This window comes from Mesorhizobium sp. P3_A9 (assembly GCF_056402975.1).
The window spans coordinates 1-21,886 of sequence record NZ_JBFUGJ010000056.1; the positions used below are offsets into that span (position 1 = coordinate 1).

Genomic DNA, 21,886 nt, shown 5'->3' on the forward strand with positions numbered 1-21,886 from the left:
CCGGTGACGTGGGCGCAGGGGCTGTTTGCTCGTCGGCGTCGTGCGCTTCCGCCGACGCCGCGGATTCATCCTCTGCGGGCTTCGGCTCGACCGGCGGCTTCGAAGCGTCATCCGTGGCCGGCGCGGGCGAACCGTCCTGAGCGCTGGCCCCATCCAGGAATTTCCTCGGGCCGGTATCCTTGTCGCCGAACTGAAAGACAGGCTTCAGGCCCTCGACTGGCGGGGGCTTCTGTGCCTGCTTTTCCGGCGGAGGCGGCTTTTCAACCTTCTGCTCGGGTGGTTTTTCAACCTTCGGCTCCGGTGGCTTAGGAGGCGGCACGGGAGCAGGTTTCGGTTTCGGCTGATCGGGCGGAGGCACAAGCGCGACATTGACCAGCTGCTCCTCCGGCGGTGTTTGGGGAGGAATTGGCAGGCCGTATATCAGGATCGCCGCGATAAGCACGTGCAGGATCAGCGATGCGGGGATGCCCCACAACAGATTCCGACGCCGTTCTCGTGCCTCATCATTCATCCAGACCGATGTGGAATGAAATAGCGGCGGCTTCAAGCATAGGCATTGGATTAGCGCAATCTAGCCGCTGACAGCTTGTCGATTTGGATCACCACACGCAGGGCAGCCCGACCAAGGCGCTGGGACGGCTCAACGAGCGGCTGCCCACGATCCGATCCGTCAAGACTTGGGATCAGCCAGTTCGCCGCCGCCAGGATGGGCGCCAATCCAGCGTGCCGGCCTAATTCAGCGGGTACTTGGGGGTGAATCCGCGACTGGCCCATTCGCCGGGCGGAATCAAGGCGCCGACGCGGAAGTTGAAAGACAGGACCCTCGTCGCATCGGCGTCGACTTCGCACCGGAAGTCCAGATTATACCAGGCGCTTCTGGTGCTGAAGGCGGCTTTCGGAGGATTGAGAACATTGCCTTTGTCCAGCGTAATGGTCGGCACCCATTTGACCGAGTAGTCGGCACCTTGCAGTTCCTGGCTCAGAACATTGCCGCAAAGGGTGGCCACGCGCTGACCGCGCGGCACATTCTCCATGGAGCTTGTGGCGAACGCATTGCCGGTTGCCCCCTGCGAGTAAAGCTTTCTGACGCCGGGAAGGCCGGAATAGATCGGCGAACCCGCAACATCGTCGTTGCTGGAATTTGACCTTCCAGCATTCCCGATCGGCGCTTTGAAGGCTCTTGCGGGTTTGAACGTCATTGTCTTGGCAGGTTTGGGCTTTGCCTTTCCTGTTGAGGCTGGAGGCACCGGCTTGCCACCGGTCTCGGCCGCCAACGGCTTTGGCGCTGCGACCGCTTGCTTCTCGTCGGTTTGCGGCGCCGCCTCCTGTTTGTCCGGCTGCTGCTTGTCGGCGTCCTCGGTCGCCGGCTTTTCCTCGCTTTGCGCGGGTCTTTCGTCCGGCGTGGCGGTGGCCGGCTTCTCGTCAGGCTTGCTGGGCTCCGCCTTCTGCTGTGGCGGTGCAGCCGGGGCGGGCTGGGTCGGCGTGGGTGTCGGTGCGACAGGTGGCTTCGCCGCCTCATCCTTGGCCGGCGACGGCGTGTCGGGTTTAGCGCTGCTTCCGTCGAGTGATTTCTCCGGCCCGGTATCCTTCTGGCCATACTGAAAGACGCGCTTCAGAACCGGGAGGTTCTGCGGCTTCGGCGGCTCCGGAGGCGGCGGCTTTTCCACTTTCTGCTCGGGCGGCTTTTCAGGTTTTGGTTCGGGCGGCTTTTCGGCTTTGGGCGGCGGAGGAACAGGTTTCGGCTTTGGCTGATCGGGCGGCGGCACGATCGAGACATTGACCGGTTGCTCCTCCTGCAACTGTTGGGGAGGCCGCGGCAGGCCGTAGATCACGAATGCTGCGACTACAAGCGCATGCAGAATCAGCGATGCGGGGATGCCCCACAACAGATTCCGACGCCGTTCTCGTGCTTCGTCCTTCATCCCAGTCGATGTGGAATGAAATAGCGGCGGCTTCAAGCATAAGGACAGGATTGGCGCAATTTGGCCGCTGACAGCTTAGTGATCCGGATGGTCACACGCAGAAGATCAACCCAGAATCTCACCCAGAAACCGTTCGTTGAGCCGCGTTTCGCCAAACCAGTTCAGCCGGTTGATGCTGACGAAGCCGGCATCGATTGCTTCGTTTTCGTCGCCCGGCTCACTCGCGTGAGCCCGCCCGCGCGGTACGGTGATGACCGTGCGATCGCCATCGCTTTCCACGATTTCGGCCGTGCGGCCGATCTTGTCGCGGCCGATGCGCGGCTGCCGGATTTCGGCCGGCAGCGCGGTCGGCAGGTTGGCGCTGAGCCAATGTCCCTCTGTCGCCCAGTCGGTGTGCGACTGCCATAGTGAGGCGATCAGCGCGCCGAGCCATTGGTCGTCGCCATCGGTGAAATCGGGATTTTTCACCCGCGAAAAGCCGATCGCCGGCACGCCCCAGAAGGTTGCCTCCCGGGCAATGCCGAGCGTGCCGGAATAGGCAAGGTCCTCGGCGACATTGCGGCCGTCATTGACGCCCGACAGCACCAGATCCGGTTTCTTCGCATCGGCAAACAGCCACGCCATCGCACTCACCACGCAATCGGCCGGTGTGCCCGAGCAGGAATACCAGTTCGGCTTGACGCGCCGCATCGTCAACGGCCTCGCGATCGTCAGCGACGAGCCGGCGGCGGTGCGCTTGCCATCGGGCGCGACCACCCAGACATCGTCGCTCAGCCCGGTGACCGCGTTGACAAGACGGGCAAGCCCCGGTGCTTCGATGCCGTCATCGTTGCAGATCAGAATTCTCATCATTTGCTTCCTTGCGGCACCGCGATGCGCTGGCCGGTGCGGCATTGCGTGCGCAGTGAGGGGATGTGACTTTTGAGGTCTTCAAGAGAATCGGGTGCGCAGGAATGGCCGAGCGCATCAGGCCGTCCTGCCTTCTCCCAGATATCGACATTGCCCGACAGCGTCGGATGGGTGGGCATCCGCACCCAGTCCGCCCGGCCGGCTCTGTGCAAGAGATCGCCCGGAGAACCCGCCGGCAGATGCCCCGTAAGCAGCACAGGAAAACCCGCGTCGTCGGCACGAGGCAACAGCCGCGACGATGGGCCGGCCTCGCCCATGCCATCATCGGCCAACAACGGCAGCGGCGGCAAGGGATCGGCATCGGTCCAGTCGGCAGCACTTGCCAAACGGGCACGCAGAAGCTCGGAAATATCAGGCAACAAGGCCGCCGTGGCGCCGATCTGCGCTTCCAGCGACGCACGCATGCCGGCATGGATGGCAAACGGCCCCGGCAAGGCCGCGATCAATTCCAGCGACCGGCCCGACAGCGGCGTCGGCAGCAGACATCCCTGCGGATGCCGCGCCACCCATTCAGAAATTTCCCGCGCTCGTGCCGCTCCCGGCACGGGGTCGGCGCCGTAGGAGGCGTCGAAGACCAGAAGATCGCAGTGCGGGATCGTGTCCATGACGAACACATGGCTATCCGGCACCACATCGGCGGAATAGACCATGCGGCTTTTTCCGTCATCGACAGCGAACCAGACGCCGCCCACGACATGCCCCGACCGACCGGTCCTGACCGTGAGATTGCCGGTCTTCAGCGTGTCGCCGGGTTCGAAGATTTCGATACGATCATCCGGCAGCGGAAAGCGCCTGAAATCGTCCGGCTCGGCATAGGCGGCAAGCGTGGCCGGCGCCTCGTCGCGCGTCTCGGCTGTCATGAAGATCGGGCCGGCATAGCCGAGCGACAACAGCCAACTCAGCGCGCCGACATGATCCTCATGGGCGTGCGAGACAAACAGGGCATCGATGTCGTCGACCGACCCGTCGAGTGCCGGATAATATTCCGCCCCGGAAGCGCCGACCTTGATCCCGACATCAAGCAGGATGCGATCGCCACCACTGCTGACGGCGAGGCTGGTGCGGCCCTTTTCCCCGAAGCCGCCAAGCAGGTCCAGCATCATCACGATGCTGTCCCCGCAGCCGGGATCAGCCAGCCGGATTTTATCCGCAGGCGTGCCTGGGCACCGCTCTCCAGCACCACCGGATCGGGCTGTTCGAAGTGCAAGGTGAGATCGGGACCAGCGGCAGGCGTGAATTCGATGCGCGCGGCACCCCCCTGGTAGATCACCCGCTTGACGAGACCATCGAAGCCCGGACCATCCGGTGATACGTCGAGATCCGCCGACCGGCAGCAGATCTTCGCACCAGCACGCGGCCATTCGCCGGGCCGGCAGCGGACCACCAGTTCGGTTCCGAGAACCCGGACCTTGCAATGGCCACCTTCGTCTCTCGTCAAGACATCGGCCGGCAGCAAAATGCCTTGCGAGATGAAGGAGGCGACCATTTCGTTTGCCGGTTTATGATAGAGCTCGCGTGGCGTCGCGAGCTGCGCCAGGCGCCCGTGATCCATCACTGCGATACGGTCGGCCAGCGCCATCGCCTCGGCCTGATCATGGGTGATATAGACGATGGTCGTGCCCGTGCGCTTGTGGAAGGCGGCGAACTCGTCTTCCATCGAGGCTCTCAGGTGCACATCAAGATTGGCGAGCGGCTCGTCGAACAGCACCAGCGACGGTGCCGCCACCAGGCAGCGCGCCAGGGCCACGCGTTGGCGCTGGCCGCCGGAGAGATTGGCGGGCCGGCGTTCGCCCAGTCCCTGCAGATTGACCAAAGCCAGCGCGTCTTCCACCTTCTGGCGCGCGACGGCCTTGTCCAGCTTTGCCACCTTCAGCGAATAGCCGATGTTTTCCGCAACCGTCATGTGCGGCCACAGCGCGTAGTTCTGGAAGACTATGCCGACGCGCCGCTTTTCCGGCGCGACGCTGCCGCCGCTGTTCGACACGACATCGCTGCCGATGCGGATCTCGCCCGAGGTCACTTTCTCGAAGCCGGCAACGAGGCGCAGCAACGTCGTCTTGCCGCAGCCGGAAGGCCCAAGCACAGCAAGGAACTCGCCGTCCGCGACGTCGATCGAGACATCCTTGACCGCATCAAAATCAGCGAAGCTCTTGGTCACATGGTCCAGGCTCAATCGCGCCATGGCAGCACTCCGCTAGGAAGGTAGGGGGCGAGCAGATTGGTCACCAGCATCAGCACGAAGGTGACCGCGACCGTGATGACCGACATCGCCGCCGCATAGTTGGAATCGCCGCCCTGTTCGAAGGAAAACATCACCACACCGATCGTCTCGGAACCCGAGGACCACAGCAACGCCGAGACGGTGAGTTCGCTGAGCGCCGTCATGAAAATCAAAAGGCCGCCGGCAATCGCCGCCGGTGCGACCAGCGGAAAGATGATGGTGCGCATGCGGGTGAACAGGCCGGCGCCCGCCACTTGTGCCGCCTCCTCCAGCGCCCGGTCGATCTGGTGATAGCCACTGATGGTCGGCCGCAGCGCCAGCACCAGGAAGCGCGCGAGATAGGCGTAGAGGATGATCCAGACCGTGTTGTAGAGCTGAATGCCGGTCAGCGGGATCGGCCGCAGGAAGAGCAGCAGAGAGGCGATCGCCAGCACCACACCGGGCAAGGCATAAGGCAGTTCGACCGCGAAATTGAGCAGCCGCACCCAGCGCTGCTTGCCCCAGGCGATGAGATAGCCTACCGGCACGGCGACGACGACCGCGAAGAAGGCTGCCGCGATCGACAGCCAGAAACTGTTGAAGAAGGCTCGGCTGGCTGCGTCATGCTCGAACAGCACGAAGCGGTAATTGTCGAGCGTCGCCGTTTTGGCGTTGAGTGCGATGCCGTAGCCCGGCACCAGCGATGTCAGCACCAGCCCGAACAGCGGCAGGAACAACACCGCCACGATCAGCAGCCACATGCCGGCCTGGACGACCGGTCGCCAGCGGCCAAGCTCGTAGGGCTCGGCCGGCAGTGAGGTGGAACTGATGCGATAGTCGCGTCGACGGCTCATGAGCTCCTGGGCGAGGATGCCGGCCATGGCGATGACGCCGATCAGCACCGACAGGAACGCGGTTTCGCCGAGCACGGCCGGCCCGCCGCCCGCCAGCTTCTGATAGATGAGCGTCGGTAGCACCAGATAGTTGGCGGGAATGCCAAGGAAGGCCGGGATGCCGAAATTACCGACGCAGGACACGAAAGCGAGTGCCGCGGCGGCCATGATCGACGGCGTCATCAGCGGCAAGACAATGGTGACCAGCACGGTGAACCAGCCGGCGCCACCGGCGCGCGCGGCCTCGACCAGCTCGCGCGGCAGCTTGCGCAGGCCGGCCCGAACCAGCAGGAAGACCAGCGGGCCATACTGCACGCCGAGCAGCAGGATGATGCCCGAAGTCGAATAGAGCGGGTTCTTGGTGCCGAGCGGTGGTGCCGCGCCGAACAGTTTGAGGAATGGGCTTGCCGGGCCGAACAGTTGCAGCCAGGCCAAGGCTGTCACCTGCGGCGCGATCATCAGCGGCATGACGTAGCACAGCACCAGGGCACTGCGGCCGCGTATGTCGGTCAGCGAGACGAGCACCGCCACCAGCGTTCCCGACAGCACCGCAAGCAAGGTGCCGCCAATGCCGACAACCAGCGTATGCCAAGTCGCGACCCAGGTCGCCGGGCTTCTCAGTCCGGCCGCGATGGCCACGGTCGACAAGGTGCCGCCGGGTGCCACGATCTCCTTGATGAGCCGCAGCATGGGCAGCAGCGAAAGCAGCACGATGACGACGGCCACCGCCGCCGTCAGGACCATTTCCTGGCCCCGGCTTTCCCCGATGCGTGTCGACATGGTTACGTTTCCTGAGATCCGGGATGCCGCCGAAACGGCATCCCGCGTGAGTCTCGGCTCAGCCGCCGAAGAGTTCCGAGAACTTCGCCTTGTCGGCGTCGGTCTTGGCGACGATCGCCTTGGTGTCAAACGGCATTACCTTGACCTTGACGCCTTCCGGCAGCCAGTCGGGGCGGCCGACCGAGGCGCGCGCCGGCAGGTAACCCATGGACAGCGCCAGCTTCTGCCCTTCATCCGATAGAATGAAGTCGACAAACTTCTTGGCGCCGTCGACATTCCTAGCCGTCTTCATGATGGCGACCGGTTCGGTCACCGCCGGCACGCCCTCGCTTGGAAACACGAACTCGACCGGCGAACCCTTCTTCTTGGCGTTCATCGCCATGAAGTCGACGAGGATGCCATAGGGCTTCTCGCCCGATGCCACCGACTTCAGCACCGCGCCATTGCCGCGCACGCTGACGGTGTTGTTGGTCTTCAGCTTCTGGAAGAAATCCCAGCCATAATTGGCATCGCCGGCGAAGCCCGAAAGCAGATAGGCGGCGGCACCCGAATAGAGCGGGCTCGGCATAACCAGGCCATCGGCATAGGCGGGCTTGGCGAGATCGGCCCAATGTTCCGGCTTTTGCGCGGCTGCGGTGTTGTAGACGATGCCGGTGGTGATCAGCTTACTGCCGAAATAGGTCTTGTCGGCGTCATAGGCATCGGCCTCGATGCCGTCGAGCTTGGCCTCGGCATAAGGCATCAGCCGGTCATCCTTCTTCAACAGCTCCATCGAGACCGCATCGGCGATCAGCAGCACGTCGGGCTGCGGGCTGCCGGCAGCGAACTCGGCCGCCATCTTGGTGAGGATATCGCTGGTTCCGGAACGATAGATGGTCACGTCGATGCCGGGCTGCGCCTTCTTGAAGGCATCCACGGTCTTGGCCGCATCGGCTTCCGGCTGCGATGTGTAGAGCGTCAGTGTTTCGGCATTTGCCACGCCGGCAAACAAAGTTGCCGCGAGTGCCAACTGGCTGGCCAGCAGCTTGATGAAGTGCGTCTTCATGAGACCTCCTGTCTTGTCTGTGCATGAACGGTCCGACCCCTGGCCGGCTCCCCGTCTCTTCCTCCCTGCACGGCGCATATGACTGGTGGATGACACAGCGCGTGAAACCGACAAAATATGTTCATATGTACATTGTCAATTACAAATGAACACGACTATGCAACAATCGGCATAGCGGAAACCGGCATCCGGTTGACATCCGGCCAACGTTTCTCCGATGAGGGCAACGTGGCCAGGCCATGGTTCATGAGGACGAAGACCGATGCCCACGGAAAAACCCACGCCGGCCCGCCTGCCGATGGTCTCGTCCGATCTCAACGTCAAGACGGCCTGGCTCTACTATGTCGAAGGCTTCACGCAGGAACAGATCGCCGACAAACTCGATGTCTCCCGGGTGAAGGTCATGCGCACGCTGGCTGCCTGCACCGCCGAAGGCATCGTCGTCACCATGATCAACGCGCCGACCGCCGAACAGGTGGCGCTCGAACGCGAACTGGAAAAGCGCTGGGGTCTCAACGCCGCGGTCGTCATCCCGACGCCTTCGGCGCATGAGTATCTGGAAAAGGCGATCGGCCATGCCGTCGCGGCCTATCTTGGCGAGCAGATGCAGGACGGCATGACGCTGGCGATTGGCGGCGGCGCGACGCTGCATGCCAGCCTGGGTTTCCTCGCCCGCCGGCAGCTGAAGCGCGCCTGCGTGGTGGCGCTCGTCGGCAGCCTGCCGCATTCGCAATGGATCAACCCGTCGATCGTCGCCGCCAAGGTTGCCGATGTCTTCGAGGTCGACAGCTACCAGATCACCGCGCCGGTGATGGTCGACGACCCCTCGCTTCGCGATCTCTTGTGGGCACAGCCGACCTTGCAGGACGTGCGCCGGCGGGCGGCGGCGGCCGACATCGCGCTGCTCACCGTCGGCGACATGTCGCCGGACGCCACCATCTTCCGCCACGGCATTGTGCCGTCATCGCTGATCGCACCGCTGAAGGCGAAAGGCGCGGTCGCCAACATGCTGTGTTACTTCGTCGATGCCGCCGGCAGGCTGGTCGACCACGAGGTCAACGGCCGTGTCATGGCCATCGATCTCGATGTGGTGGGCCAGGTGCCGAATGTCGTGCTGGCCGCGGGCGGAAAACGCAAGGTGGCGGCCATCCTGGCCGCGCTGAAGGCCGTCAGCACCAATGTGCTGATCACCGACAGCGACACGGCAGCGGCACTGCTGGCCAAGGCTGGCTGATACAATGCGCCGGTTGGCGCTAAATCAAGCCGCGCTCGCGCAAAAAGTCCTCGACGCCGACATGGGTCATGGATTCGAATTCGGCGATGGCTTCGGCCACCCGCCTGCGCTGCGCCGCCAGCAAGGTGAACACCTGCTTCATTTCGCCGGAAACGCCGAAACGGCTCCAGCGCTCGGCAATATGAGCGGGCAGGCCGATATCGGCACAGAACGCATCGAGGCTGTCATAGCCGAGGCTGACGACGAGCTGCCTGGTCTCTTCCGCCGACATGCGCGGCTCGAAGGCGTGGTCGTGGAGGCGCTGCGCCACCAGCTTGATGTCAGACGGCGACGCGCCCATGACCTTGCCGAACAGGGTTTTGACGTCAGACGGATCGAATGCGGGCATTTTTTGGGCCTCCCTTGGTCGCAATCCACTAGGGAAGATGGGTCAAGGGTCGGCACCTGACAAGTCATTTCCCTCGTAAGCCGGCGCATCATTGGCGCCAGCTCACAACAAGAAGCTACACCAGCATGCCCATCGGGTTCTCGATCAGCCGCTTGAAGGCGACCAGCAGCTCGGCACCGAGTGCTCCGTCGACGGCGCGGTGATCGGTCGACAGCGTCACCGACATCACGGTCGCGATCTTGATCTCGCCATTCTTGACCACCGCCCGCTCTTCACCGGCACCGACCGCCAGGATCGTCGCATGCGGCGGATTGATGACCGCGGCAAAGTCCTTGATGCCGAACATGCCGAGGTTGGACACCGCCGTGGTGCCGCCCTGATATTCCTCCGGCTTCAGCTTGCGGCTGCGGGCGCGGCTCGCCAAATCCTTCATCTCGTTGGAGATGGTGGACAGCGTCTTTTCATCCGCATGCCGAATGATTGGCGTGATCAAGCCGCCGGGGATCGACACGGCAACGCCGACATCGGCATGCTTGTGCTTGACCATGGCGGTCTCGGTCCACGAGGCATTGGCATCCGGCACCGCCTTCAAGGCCATTGCCATAGCCTTGATCACCATGTCGTTGACCGACAGCTTGTAGGCGGGCGCCTCGCCCTTATCGGTCTTCTTGACGGGAGCTGCCGCATTGATCTGCGTGCGCAAGGCCAGCAGCGCGTCGAGTTCGCAGTCGAGCGTCAGGTAGAAATGCGGAATGGTGGTCTTGGCCTCGACCAGGCGCCGCGCAATGGTCTTGCGCATATTGTCGTGCGGGACCAACTCGTAGGAGCCTTGCTCGAACAGCTTCAGTACCTGATCGTCCGACATCGCCTTCGCTGCCGGGGCGGCGGCCGGCGTTGCAGGAGCAGCGGCAGGCGCGGCCTTGGCTTCGGGTGCAGCCTTTGCGCCGCTGGCGATCGCCGCCTCGACATCCGCCTTGATCACGCGGCCGCGCGGGCCGGTGCCTGCGATGCTGGCGAGGGCAAGACCCGCTTCGCGAGCCAAACGTCGGGCAAGCGGTGTCGCACGTGCGCCCGACGGCGATTGGCCGATCTCCCCCCCTGTGGGGGAGATGCCCGGCACGGCAGAGGGTGGCGTGACAGAATGCGACGTTGGCGGGGTAGCGCCCCCCTCTATCGGCTTCGCCGACATCTCCCCCACGGATGGGGAGATTGGCGCCTTGTCTCCATAGGCCTCGCCATCGGCATAGATCCACGCCACGGGCGCGCCGACCGGAATATCAACGCCTTCCTTGCCAGTCACGTCGCGCAGCACACCGCTGGCCGGCGCATCGATCTCCATCGCCGCCTTGTCGGTCTCGATCTCGAACAGCACGTCGCCCTTCTTGACCCGGGCGCCTTCCTCGGCGAACCAGCGCGAAATCTGTCCGGTCGCCATGTCCATGTCGACCTTGGGAAGAATAACTTCGGTCGGCATGTCTCAGCGAACCCCTTTCACGAGGTCGCGTGCGGCGGTGATGATATCTGGAACCTGCGGCACCGTGGCCTTTTCCAGCTCCGGATTGTAGGGGATCGGCGTCTCGGCGCCGCCCAGCCGCACGATCGGCGCGTCGAGATAGTCGAACGCCTCGCTCTCGGCGATCATGGCGCTGACCTCGGCGCCGATGCCCAGCGTCTTGACTGCTTCGTAGACGCACATCAGCCGCGACGTCTTCTTGACGCTGTCGATGACCGTCTGCTTGTCCATCGGCCGGATGGTCCTGAGGTCGACGACCTCGACGTCGATGCCTTCGGCTTCCAGGGCAGCTGCGGCGTCGAGCGCTTTGTGCACCATGATCGAGGTGGCGACGATGGTGAGGTCGCGGCCCTCGCGGCGGATGTCGGCCTTGCCGATCGGCACCGTGTAATAGCCTTCGGGCACCGGGCCTTTCATCTTGTAGAGCAGCTTGTGCTCGAAGATCATCACCGGATCGGGATCGGCGACCGCCGCCAAAAGCATGCCCTTGGCATCATAGGGCGTCGCCGGCTGGATGACCTTCAGCCCCGGCACATGGCCGAGCCAGGCCTCGAGGCTCTGGCTGTGCTGCGCCGCCGCACCCGTGCCGGAGCCGGCGGGAAAGCGCATCACCACGGGCACCGAGACCTCGCCGCCCAGCATGAAGCGCATCTTGGCCGCCTGGTTGACGATCTGCTCCATGGCCAGCGTGGCGAAATCGGAAAACTGGAACTCGAAGATCGGCCGCATGCCGGTGAGCGCCGCACCCACCGCGACGCCCGCGCCGCCCAGTTCCGAAATCGGCGTATCGATGACGCGCTCGGTGCCAAAGCGCTCGACCAGATCGCCGGTGACCTGGAAGGCGCCGCCATAGACGCCGATATCTTCGCCCATCAGGAAGACGCGTTCGTCCATGTCCATGGCGATTGCCATGGCTTCCTGGATCGCCTGGGCGTAGCTCAGTTCACGCACCATCGCGTCCATCACGCCTGCTCCGTATACACGTAATTCCCGGTCTCGCTGACGTCGGGTGACGGGCTCGCCTTGGCGAACTCGATGCCGTCGGCGATCTCCTGCGCCACGGCGCTGCGAATGGCCTCGATACCCTTGTCGTCGATGAAGCCGAATTCCCGCAGCTCGTTTTCGAAGAGCGTGATCGGGTCACGATTCGACATCCAGTCCTCGATCTCCTCCTTGGTGCGATAGCGGTTGCGATCGCTCTTGGAATGGCCGCGATGGCGGTAGGTCTTGGATTCGATCAGCGTCGGCCCCTCGCCCGCACGGGCACGCTCGACGGCCCTGTAGGAGGCCTCGGCGACCTCCGAAAAAATGTTGCCGTTGACGATGACGCCAGGCATCGAATAGGCGGCGGCGCGATCGGCGATGTTCTTGACCGCGGTCGAGCGGGCCGTCGACGTCGACATGCCGTAGCCATTGTTCTCACAGACGAAAATAACAGGCAGTTTCCAGACCGCCGCCATGTTGAGCGCCTCGTGGAAGGCGCCTTCATTGTTGGCGCCGTCGCCGAAGAAGGAGACGACGACCTTGCCGGTCTTCATCATCTTGGAGGAAAGCGCCGCGCCGAYGGCGATCGGAATGCCGCCGCCGACAATGCCGTTGGCGCCGAGATTGCCCTTGGCGACATCGGCGATGTGCATCGAACCGCCACGGCCCTTGCAGTAGCCAGTGGTCTTGCCGAAGAACTCGGCGAACATGCGCTTGACCTCGGCACCCTTGGCGATGCAGTGGCCATGGCCGCGATGCGTCGAGGTGATCTGGTCATCCTCGCCAAGCGGCATGCAGATGCCCATGGCGCTGGCTTCCTGACCGATCGACAGGTGCATGGTGCCGTGGATCAGGCCGCGCGTGTAGCTGTCCTCGGCGCCTTCCTCGAAGCGGCGGATGAGGTACATCTTGTAGAGCACCTGCTTGAGCTGCTCGGCGCTGTACTGGCGATAGACGAAAGGCAGGTTGGCGCGACTGTCCGCGACGGCTTTGCTGGCTCCGGCCATGATCAGGCTCCAACGGTTCCGTAGACAAGTTTGTCCTGGCGGGCGCGCAGCTCGGCGATCTTGGAGCCCGGGGCCGGGGCTGCATTCGCATAGGTGATGAGTTCGCCCTTCTTGATCGGCGCGGTGACCGAGCCGCCCTGCAGCAGGCCGCAGGGAATGGCCTTGGCGGCATGCGCTTCCGGCGCCGTCATGATCCAGGCGCGGTAGCAATATTCGCCGATCGCATCGAGTTTCTCGCCGGGCTGCATGTCCTTCTTGGCCACGGCGGCAACTTCGGCCACCGGCTTGGCCAGCGGAACCATGTCGGCCTTGCCGTAGAGCACGACGCGGGCGCAGGTCAGGGGGACTTCGAGCGAGGTCAGGTGATAAGGACGATGGAAGGTGAAGTACGGGCCCTTGCCCATCTTCAGATCTTCCATGCGCTCCGAAATGCGCGGATGCGACATGTCGGCGACGACGAAAACGCCGGGCGCGACGCCCTTGCCGATCGAGTAGTCGACGACGCCGACCCTGGACAGCACGCCGCCATCCTTTTCAGGCACCAACACTTTCGAGAGTTCGCCGAGCGTTGCCGCGGGGCCATGCATGCCGGCCTTGTCGGGCACCAGCCCGGTGGCGTTGGCGATCGCCGCCATCTCGACCATGGTCTTCGAACCATCGACGAATTCGACCAGCATGCGCACATTCATGTGCCGGCGCTTGGCCTCTTCCTCATAGGCGGGCGGCGTGGCATCGATGTTGAGCGGATTGTTCTTGCCCTTGCCAGCGGCGACGATCGGATGGCCCATAGCCGAGACGAATTCGATCAGTTCCATGCAGGAGGACGGCTCGTCGCCGGCGCCCAGCGAATAGGTGACGCCAAGCCGGTCGGCCTCGCTCTTCAGATAGGCGCCGATGGTGACGTCGGCCTCGACATTCATCATCACCAGATGCTTGCCGTGCTCCATGGCGCGCAGGCCGATCTCGGCGCCGACGGCGGGAACACCGGTGGCATCGATGACGACGTCGATCAGGTCATTGTTGATGACCAGGCTGGCGTCGTTGGTGACCGCCACCTTGCCGGCTTCCATAGCGGCCGTCATCGCAGAAGCGTTCGACACTTCGCGCGCATGCCCGGTTTCCTGGAAGGCGATATCCACCGCCCTGCTGGCAGCCGGCAGGTTCAGTTCGGAAATGGCGCCGATCTCGATGCCCGACATGTGGGCGACGCGGGTGACGATGTCGGTTCCCATCTCGCCGGAGCCGATCAAACCGATGCGGATGGGCTTGCCCGACTTGCCGCGTTCCTCGAGATCGCGGGCGAGGCCCGTCAACGAAACATTGGAAGCCATACCGGTCATTCCTCCCATAGTGCAGGCTTGTTCATTCGCTTGACCGGTATTGAACATCTGTATTTCTGTCAAGACTAATGTCCAAATCTGTGTGCTTTTGAGGCTCTTTCCCCGCAGACGAGAGCGGAGACGAAAAGCGGTGGTGAAAGTCCAATATTCGGAGCCCAGCGATCAGCTACAGATGCACAACACCCTCACAAAAAGTCAGATGCTTTGACGCCATCGCTTCCGGCAAGACCTGCCAAGGCTTGTTCGCTGGACCATCAGTGCGTAAAAGGCAGGGATAGGCATCGGCAGGGGCTTTCCGATGAATGTCCAACAACGGGTTCGGCCTGTTGCATCGCCGGGCGACGGACCGGCACATGCGATTGCCGGCATCTTCGCCGGGGAATTGCAGGTTCCCTCGGTCGGTCTCGACGACAATTTCTTCGATCTCGGCGGTGATTCGCTGATGGCCGAGACGCTGGTGCTTGCCGTGCAGAAACGGTTCGGCGTCAAGCTCCAGACATCGGTCCTGCTCGAGGCGCAGACACCGCGCGAGTTCGGCCGGCTGATCGCGTCGCTGGTGCCGGTCCATCCGGCCCGCGAGCTGATCGTACCGGTGGCGGGAAGCATCGGCCATCAGCCGATCGCCATGATCCATGGCATTACCGGCTCGGCTCTGTTTGCCAATCGCTTCAGCAAACGGCTGAAAGAGAAATACGCCATCATGGCCGTGCGTGGCATGGGCACCGAGTCCGGTGAGACCCCCTATTCCGGCATGGCCGAAATCTGCTCCAGTTACTTCGAGGCTCTCACTTCAGTGACCGGCCAGCATCCTGACGTGATCGGCGGCATATGCGTGGGCGGCCTGCTGGCGATCGAAGTCGGCCGGCTGAGCCATGAGGCAACGGGCAAGCGGCCCGCGATCATACTCATCGATCCGCCCTCGCCCGGCTCTGCCTGGCTGAAGCCGATGCCCGACGATCGCCTGACCGAGAGCAGGCGCCGCCAGATCGCGGGCAAGGTGACCTACTGGCGGCTGTTGCGCGACGCGATGGGCACGATGGGACTGGGCCAGACACGCCTCGGGCGACATTTGCGCAAAAAAGCGTACAAAAGCACGCTTCTGCAGGCAGCCGCAGGCTTCGTACCCTCCTCCTATCCCTGCGACGTACTCATCCTGGCCAGTTCCGAATGGGGCGCCACCACGGTGAAGGATTACAAGGGCTGGGCGTCCGACAAGGCGAGCGTGAAAACGGTCGTGATGCCGGGCACGCACAACAAGTTCCGCAAGGCCAACATGGACGCGATCGATGCGGAGATTCTCGCTTTCCTCGCCGAAAGACCCGGGGCGACCACGGTCCAGCACCGGCAATGAGTTTTGGCCGGCAGATACTGGAGGCCTTCGCCGCTCATGGCGACAAGGTCGCGATGGTCAGCGACCGGTCGCAGATCACCTATGCGCAGGCGCTGATCCAGATCGGGCATCTTGCCGCCAATCTCAGCGCGTCGGGCATTGAGCCCGGCGACCGCGTCGGCCTCGCCATGGTCGACAATATCGACGTGGTCCTGTCCATCCTCGCCTGCTGGAGAAACAGCGCCACCCCCGTCGTTGTCGATTTTCGAACACCCAGAAGTCAGCGTGCGAGGCAGGCGCGCGACTTCGGCCTGAAAATGGTTTTCGAAAGCCGCGCCATGCCCGGCGACGAAATCTACCCGAACGCGCTCTTTGACGCCGGTTGGAAATCGATCTCGACGCCAGGTTTCAACGCCAGCACCCCGATGGATGAGTCCAGCCCGGCCTTCCTGATCTTCTCGTCCGGCACCACGGGCGACCCCAAGGCCTATACGCAGTCGCATGAGGCGCTCGCCAGGCGTGTCGCGGCGCGCCGGAGCGTGGTGGAAGGAACCGCCAAGCGATTTCTGACGCCGATGGCCCTGTCCTATTCGGCGATGCGCCACCAGATTTTCGGCTATCTGCTCTACGGCGGCGTCGTGCGGTTCTTCCCTCCGCTGTTCACGCCCTCGGAGCTCATCGAGGCGCTGCTGTCGTTCCAGGCAAGCGGCACGGCGCTGGCGCCATCGGTGATAGCGCGGATGGTCAAGGAGACCGGCGAACGCACCACCCATCTCCTTCCCGAACTTTCCGTTCTCTACAGCGTCGGCGGACCGGCGAAAGGCGAAGACAAGATCGCCGCCTATCGATACCTCTCACCGGGCTACCGGATAAGCTACTCCTCAAGCCTCACCGGCCTAATATCCTCGCTGTCGGGCTTGGATATCCTGGCGAAGCCTGAAAGTGCCGGCCGTCCGGTGGCCGGCGTGCAGATCGAGATCATCGGCGCCGATGGCCGCGTGCTGCAGCAAGGGGAACGGGGGCTGATCAAGGCGCGGACACCGACCATGGCCTCGGCCGTGCTGATGCCTGGCAACCGCCTGTTCGTCGATCCGCAGATCATGGGCTCCGACTGGGGCATCCCCGGCGATATCGGTTTCCTGGACGCGGACGGGTTCGTGACGATCGTCGATCGGGAAGCCGATATGATCGTTCGCGGCGGCGTCAGCGTCGCGCCGCAGGAGCTCGAGAAACTGATCCGCACCCATCCCAAGGTGCAGGATGTCGCCGTGGCCGGATTCGCGGACGAGACCCTGGGGCAGGAAATCGCGGTATTCATTGTTTCCCAACAGGGAACGGTCGAGGAGTTCCAGGCTTTCCTGCGCGCCAACATCGCACCCGACCGGCGCCCGCGCGAGATCCGGCTCGTCGCCTCATTGCCCTACAGCGACAACGGCAAGTTGCTGCGCCGCCAGCTGGTCGAAACGCTGGCAGGTAAATGATCTAGAAAATCCCTCCGATGCCGGCGAGCCACGGCGTCGGCCATGGCTGGGATGCCAGCATGTCGAAAACCGAATAGACAAAAACCGTCGTGGCGGCGGCGATCGTCAGCGGTGACCGCCATGATGTCGACCCAAGCACCGCGATGCTGCCGGCAACGAAAATGAACGTCGCGGCGAGATGCCCGACCAGCAGGATCAGAACGGCCAGGGCAAGGCAGAGGCCCAGGACGCCGAGATTGCCCTTCATGGTCGGTTCCGTAGCCGGCGACCATTCGCCCGGCGTCCCCACGGGCGCAGGTGAGACAGGCGTGGACGGCGTCCGCCTTCGCCATCGCAGTGTTGTCTGCACTGTGGTCGCCAGCGAAAAACCCATCAGCAATCCGGCCGTGATGATCGGGAAGATGGCGGCCTCGAAGGGGAAGCCGATCGCGGCAGTCACCAGTGCGGCGAGCGCCAGCAATGTCATGGCTGCGCCCGCGACAATGTCGGGCAGCACCGGCGGCAGCGGGCCGCCAGGATTTCTGGCCCTGATCCATGACAGGGTCTGCCTGACGACACCTACCACGGCCAGGCCGAGCAATATGAGCACCAGCGGCTGGGCAAGCCATGACCAGCCGGAAATCTGGTAGGCAAGAAAGAAATAATTCTCCAGGCTTGGTCCGAGCACGAACCCCAGCGAGAAGGCCGAGCGCGGCCAATTGAGTTCCTTCATCGCCATGCCGACGGCGCCGACACCGATGACCAGCGCAAAGTCGAAAGCGCTCATATTGGTCTGGTACGCGCCGACCACGATGAAGGTCACCACCAGCGGCACCAGTATAGCGGCGGAGACCTGCGCGACGCGCGCCAGCGGCCGGGTCAGCACAAGGCAGGTCACCGCGCCCACTATGTTTGCCACGGCGATGCTGAACACCATCGACATCGTCAGCGCAGCATTCTTGCCGAGCATGTCAGGGCCTGGAACGAGCCCATGGACGACAAAGGCGCCGAGCAGAATGCTCATCGAGGCCGAACCCGGCACGCCGAAGGCGATGGTCGGGATCAGTGAGCCGCCTTCCTTGGCATTGTTGGCGCTTTCGGGGGCGATGACGCCCCTCACATTGCCCTCGCCGAACTTCGGTCCGGAGCCTGGCCGGCGCGCCGCATAGCCATAGGCGATCCAGTCCAGCACCGCGATGCCGACGCCGGGAACGGCACCAAGCAAGGAGCCTATGGCGCTGCAGCGCAGGACCAGCGGCCACTCCCGCAGCGTGTCCATGATGCCTTGCCACATGCCGGCGTAGGTTGGTCTCTCGGCGTTGCCCTGGATGGAACCACGCAGCAGAAGCGATGCCAGCTCGGGCAGGCCGAACAGGCCGAGAAACACCAGCGCAACCGGCAGACCGTCCCAGAGATAGATTTCACCGAAGGTCCATCGGTCGATGCCGGCGATCTTGTCGATGCCGACGAATGAGGCCAGCATGCCGAACATGGCCGCCGCCAATCCCTTCAGCGGCTGGCTCCCCGCCAGCATCGCGACGATGGAAAGGCCGAAGGCGCAGATGGCAAAGAAGTCGGGCGTCTTCAGATAGAGGACAAGCGGCCGCATGATGGGAATTGCCGCGGCAAGCACCAGCGCACCGAACACGCCGCCGATCATCGACGCGGAATAGGACGCCCCGAAGGCCCGCGCGGCTTCGCCCTTCTTGGCCATGGCATGGCCGTCCAGCACCGTTGCCGCCGCGCCGACCGAACCCGGAACCCCGAACAGGATCGCGGGTATGGTGTCGGAGGTGGTGTTGACCGATCCCATGCCAAGCAACAGCGCGAAGGCGGCATAGGCGTCCATATTGTAGGTCATGGGGATCAGCAGGGCCATCGCGAACAGCCCACCGATGCCCGGGACAACGCCGACAATCAGACCGGCGAAAACACCGGTCACCAGCATCAGCATACGGAATGGCTGGGCCATCTCGACGATGGCGGTAAGGATCAGATCCACCGTTGCGCCTCGCCAGAAATCTACTTCACCAGATTTCTGGCGGTCTCGAACACGTCCGGATCCACCTTCAACTGCTGCGACACGAGCCGGCTTATGTCCTCGCCGCTGGTGGCGTTGACGGTCATTTCGCTAAGCTTGCCGATGTCGGCCAAAAACGCCGGATCCCTGACCATCTCCATATACCCCTTGCGAAGCGCCTCGACCGTCTCCTTGGGTGTTCCCGGCGGGACAACCAACGGGTGATGGAACTGCAAGGCCGTCTCGATGAGCGCGGCCGCTTCCCGGACCTTCGGGTCCTCGATCCCTGCGGTGAACTTCTCCTGGCCTGCAACTGTGCCCTGGCCGAAGGTGCCGATGAGGTTGAGCGTGTCGCGGTTTTCGGAGATGTTGTAACTGGAGACGCCGCACATGCCGGCGATCTCGCCGCGCTGCATTGCCAGTTCGATATCGGCGGTGCCTTCAAAGCCCGTGACGATCTTGAACTTCGCCTTCAGCCCGTTCTTGACCAGTGCCGCGAAAATATAGGTCACGCTGCTCTTGCCGGTCGCGCCAATCAGAAAATCGGACTGCAGGAACTTGTCCATCGTGTCGATGCCGGAGCTTCTGGCGGTCAGGCAATAGGCCGGCTCGTTGACGAGCGAGCCGATCCACTGCAGGGCAAGCGGGTCGAAATTCGCGTTCTGCGGATCAAGCACCGGCGCATAGGACATGGCCTCGCTGACCGAAGCGATGACGCTTCCATCGGCAGGCTCGCTGCCCAGCACCATCTTGGTCAGTTTGAGGCTGCCGCCGCCCGGCACATTCTGAACGACGATATCCGGGTTGCCCGGCAGAAACCGGCCAAGATGGCGCGCGATCACGCGCGACGTCTGGTCATAGCCTCCGCCGGGGCCGTAGCCGACCTTGATCGTGATGGTCTTGAATTCGACCGCTTGCGCCTCCGCGCACATCGCAAAGGTAAGACCGGCGGCAAGGACGAAAAGCGCGCGCAACGCGCCAAGGATCGTAGCCAACATATCAATCCCGCATGAACCCAAAGCGGTTCTAACCCATGACCTTACAAATCGGTAATAATTTTCACGGGGATGATGCGGGGATCAGATCACAGTTACGACAGCCATTCTGCGAGCTGGAATGGCGGGTCAGCGCCCTGATCCTGTTGGCGGCATATGCATTAGCCGGCGACGGGAAAATCGTGGAAATGCACGATCACCCCATCCGCATCGATGAAGATCACGGCATAGGCCGGCGGCTCGTGGCCCAGGCTCCAGCTCTGCGAAAAATCGAGTGCGGTCTGATGGTTGGTGCTGCGCAGCGTGCTGACCGGTATGCCGCGCCAGCTGCCGGCGATCGGCCGATGGACGTGGCCGGCGAAGATGTGGCCGACATTGCCATGGCGCGACAGAACGTCGTGGAAGGCATYGGCGTCGGCGAGCCTGACCTCGTCGAGCACCGGCATGTGTATGCGGAAAGGCGGGTGATGCATGAACAGGAAGACCGGGCCGCGCGCTTCCCCGAGCTTTTCATCCAGCCATTCGAGCCGGGCCGCGCAAAGCCTGCCCTCGACATGGCCGCTGTCCAGCGTGTCGAGCAGGATCAGGCGGCCCTCGCTGCCGTCGAACACGCTCTGCACGAACCCGCGCTCGGTGGCAGCCTCCGGGAACATCTCGAAAAACAACGCCCGGTCATCGTGGTTGCCGAGCATCAGCCGGCAGGGCGGAGAAAATTGCGCCAGCCTCTCCCGTAACGCCGCATAGGCGGCGCGCTCGCCGTCATTGGTCAGGTCGCCTGAGATCACCACCAGTTCGGCATCCGCATGGTTCTTGCCGATGTCGGCAAGGCAGGCCTCCAACCTTGTCAGCGGATCTGAGCCATAGAGAAGGCCACCCGGCGTCATCAGATGCGGATCGGAGAGCTGGATAATTTTCATGGACCTGACCGCAGTGTTTTCCCGCTGGCACCTGGCGGCACCGGCGGACAAATGGAACGCCTCGATGGACCCTCTACTGYGCCGTCCAGCCGCCATCCATCGGCAAGGTCGTGCCGGTGATCTGCCTGGCYGCRTCSGARCACAGGAACAGCGTCAGCGCSGCAAGYTCCTCGACGGTRACGAAYTCCTTCGTCGGCTGTGCSGCCARSAGCACGTCGTGCTTGACCTGCTCTTCGGTCATGCCGCGCGCCTTCATCGTGTCGGGGATCTGCTTTTCGACCAGCGGCGTCCAGACATAGCCCGGCGCGATGGCGTTGACGGTGATGCCGTCCTGCGCGGTTTCGAGCGCCACAGTCTTGGTCAGGCCGGCAATGCCGTGCTTGGCCGAGACATAGGCCGACTTGAACGGCGAGGCGACCAGCGCATGCGCCGATGCCGTGTTGATGATGCGGCCCCATTTGCGTGCCTTCATGCCGGGCACCACCGCCTTGATGGCATAGAAGGCGGCCAGAAGATTGATGCGGATGATGGCTTCCCATTTGTCGTCGGGAAACTCCTCGATCGGCGCGACGTGCTGGATGCCGGCATTGTTGACCAAGATGTCGAGACTGCCGAACGCCGCCTCGGCGTCATGCACCATGGCGCTCACCGCGGCACCGTCCATCATGTTGGCGTCGGAGTAGCGGCACTTGACGCCGAAATCCTTCTCGATACCGGCGCGCTCCTGCTCGATGGCCGCCGGGTCACCGAGACCATTGATGGTGACGTTGGCGCCTTCGGCGGCAAAGGCGCGAGCGATGGCCAGGCCGATACCGCTGGTCGAGCCGGTGACGAGCGCATTCTTCGAAGATAGGGAACCCATGGGAGATCTCGCGACAGGTGAGGGAACTGTTGGCACACATGGTTTGTGCACCGCAACATAACAATGGCATGACCATATGTCATTGCG

18 protein-coding genes and 1 pseudogene are annotated in these 21,886 nt (G+C 63.4%); 3 read left to right on the top strand and 16 right to left on the bottom strand.

From position 1 onward, the window contains the following. The 7 genes and pseudogenes from AC1DX0_RS11250 to AC1DX0_RS11280 all read right to left on the bottom strand — a co-directional run. Window positions 1-547 (bottom strand): annotated as a pseudogene (locus AC1DX0_RS11250) (DUF930 domain-containing protein); the annotation flags it as partial. A 184-nt stretch (window positions 548-731) separates the two neighbouring features. Then, a complete protein-coding gene (locus AC1DX0_RS11255; RefSeq protein ID WP_477223281.1) occupies window positions 732-1,922 on the bottom strand; it encodes a DUF930 domain-containing protein in 1,191 nt (396 codons plus the stop codon). A 105-nt stretch (window positions 1,923-2,027) separates the two neighbouring features. After that, the gene (locus AC1DX0_RS11260; protein WP_477223280.1) at window positions 2,028-2,771 is read right to left on the bottom strand and encodes a 5'/3'-nucleotidase SurE; all 744 of its coding nucleotides are present in this window, start codon (window positions 2,769-2,771) and stop codon (window positions 2,028-2,030) included. Continuing rightward, complete coding sequence (locus AC1DX0_RS11265) at window positions 2,771-3,934, bottom strand: MBL fold metallo-hydrolase (protein ID WP_477223388.1); 1,164 nt, start codon at window positions 3,932-3,934, stop codon at window positions 2,771-2,773. The genes AC1DX0_RS11260 and AC1DX0_RS11265 overlap by 1 nt, the downstream gene beginning before the upstream one ends. Then, on the bottom strand, window positions 3,934-5,013 hold the full coding sequence (locus AC1DX0_RS11270; RefSeq protein ID WP_477223279.1) for an ABC transporter ATP-binding protein: 1,080 nt from the start codon (window positions 5,011-5,013) through the stop codon (window positions 3,934-3,936). The genes AC1DX0_RS11265 and AC1DX0_RS11270 overlap by 1 nt, the downstream gene beginning before the upstream one ends. Next, window positions 5,001-6,704: an ABC transporter permease gene (locus tag AC1DX0_RS11275; RefSeq protein WP_477223278.1), complete on the bottom strand. Its 1,704-nt coding sequence runs from the start codon at window positions 6,702-6,704 to the stop codon at window positions 5,001-5,003. The genes AC1DX0_RS11270 and AC1DX0_RS11275 overlap by 13 nt, the downstream gene beginning before the upstream one ends. A gap of 58 nt (window positions 6,705-6,762) precedes the next feature. Then, entirely contained in the window at window positions 6,763-7,749 is a 987-nt protein-coding gene (locus AC1DX0_RS11280; protein WP_477223277.1) for an ABC transporter substrate-binding protein, read from the bottom strand. A 262-nt stretch (window positions 7,750-8,011) separates the two neighbouring features. On the opposite strand from AC1DX0_RS11280, the gene AC1DX0_RS11285 reads away from it, so the two are divergent. Then, entirely contained in the window at window positions 8,012-8,983 is a 972-nt protein-coding gene (locus AC1DX0_RS11285) for a sugar-binding transcriptional regulator (protein ID WP_477223276.1), read from the top strand. A 19-nt stretch (window positions 8,984-9,002) separates the two neighbouring features. On the opposite strand, the gene AC1DX0_RS11290 is transcribed toward AC1DX0_RS11285, so the two are convergent. The 5 genes from AC1DX0_RS11290 to AC1DX0_RS11310 form a co-directional block, all read right to left on the bottom strand. Beyond that, window positions 9,003-9,371 carry a hypothetical protein gene (locus AC1DX0_RS11290; protein WP_115140670.1) on the bottom strand — a complete coding sequence of 123 codons (369 nt, stop codon included), beginning with the start codon at window positions 9,369-9,371 and terminating at the stop codon, window positions 9,003-9,005. A 115-nt stretch (window positions 9,372-9,486) separates the two neighbouring features. Further along, window positions 9,487-10,845 (bottom strand): pyruvate dehydrogenase complex dihydrolipoamide acetyltransferase, encoded by a 1,359-nt coding sequence (locus tag AC1DX0_RS11295; protein WP_477223275.1) that lies wholly within the window; start codon window positions 10,843-10,845, stop codon window positions 9,487-9,489. A 3-nt stretch (window positions 10,846-10,848) separates the two neighbouring features. After that, window positions 10,849-11,847: an alpha-ketoacid dehydrogenase subunit beta gene (locus tag AC1DX0_RS11300; protein ID WP_477223274.1), complete on the bottom strand. Its 999-nt coding sequence runs from the start codon at window positions 11,845-11,847 to the stop codon at window positions 10,849-10,851. Next, window positions 11,847-12,875 carry a thiamine pyrophosphate-dependent dehydrogenase E1 component subunit alpha gene (locus AC1DX0_RS11305; protein WP_477355362.1) on the bottom strand — a complete coding sequence of 343 codons (1,029 nt, stop codon included), beginning with the start codon at window positions 12,873-12,875 and terminating at the stop codon, window positions 11,847-11,849. Before AC1DX0_RS11305 ends, AC1DX0_RS11300 begins: the two co-directional genes overlap by 1 nt. A gap of 2 nt (window positions 12,876-12,877) precedes the next feature. Beyond that, the gene (locus tag AC1DX0_RS11310; RefSeq protein ID WP_258589039.1) at window positions 12,878-14,206 is read right to left on the bottom strand and encodes an NAD(P)H-dependent oxidoreductase; all 1,329 of its coding nucleotides are present in this window, start codon (window positions 14,204-14,206) and stop codon (window positions 12,878-12,880) included. Window positions 14,207-14,513: 307 nt separating this feature from the next. Between AC1DX0_RS11310 and AC1DX0_RS11315 the strand changes: the two genes are divergently transcribed. Beyond that, the gene (locus AC1DX0_RS11315; protein ID WP_477223272.1) at window positions 14,514-15,566 is read left to right on the top strand and encodes a thioesterase domain-containing protein; all 1,053 of its coding nucleotides are present in this window, start codon (window positions 14,514-14,516) and stop codon (window positions 15,564-15,566) included. Next, entirely contained in the window at window positions 15,563-17,026 is a 1,464-nt protein-coding gene (locus AC1DX0_RS11320) for a class I adenylate-forming enzyme family protein (protein ID WP_477223271.1), read from the top strand. Before AC1DX0_RS11315 ends, AC1DX0_RS11320 begins: the two co-directional genes overlap by 4 nt. Window position 17,027: 1 nt before the next feature. Here AC1DX0_RS11320 and AC1DX0_RS11325 read toward each other — a convergent pair whose 3' ends face one another. The 4 genes from AC1DX0_RS11325 to AC1DX0_RS11340 all read right to left on the bottom strand — a co-directional run bounded on the left by AC1DX0_RS11325 (window position 17,028) and on the right by AC1DX0_RS11340 (window position 21,799). Further along, the gene (locus AC1DX0_RS11325) at window positions 17,028-19,007 is read right to left on the bottom strand and encodes a tripartite tricarboxylate transporter permease (protein ID WP_477223270.1); all 1,980 of its coding nucleotides are present in this window, start codon (window positions 19,005-19,007) and stop codon (window positions 17,028-17,030) included. Window positions 19,008-19,027: 20 nt separating this feature from the next. Further along, window positions 19,028-20,023, bottom strand: coding sequence for a Bug family tripartite tricarboxylate transporter substrate binding protein (locus tag AC1DX0_RS11330; RefSeq protein WP_477223269.1), 996 nt, complete (start codon window positions 20,021-20,023; stop codon window positions 19,028-19,030). A 158-nt stretch (window positions 20,024-20,181) separates the two neighbouring features. Then, complete coding sequence (locus AC1DX0_RS11335) at window positions 20,182-20,937, bottom strand: phosphodiesterase (RefSeq protein ID WP_477355365.1); 756 nt, start codon at window positions 20,935-20,937, stop codon at window positions 20,182-20,184. A gap of 73 nt (window positions 20,938-21,010) precedes the next feature. Continuing rightward, window positions 21,011-21,799, bottom strand: coding sequence for a 3-hydroxybutyrate dehydrogenase (locus AC1DX0_RS11340; protein WP_477223267.1), 789 nt, complete (start codon window positions 21,797-21,799; stop codon window positions 21,011-21,013). Between the last annotated feature and the right edge of the window lie 87 nt (window positions 21,800-21,886).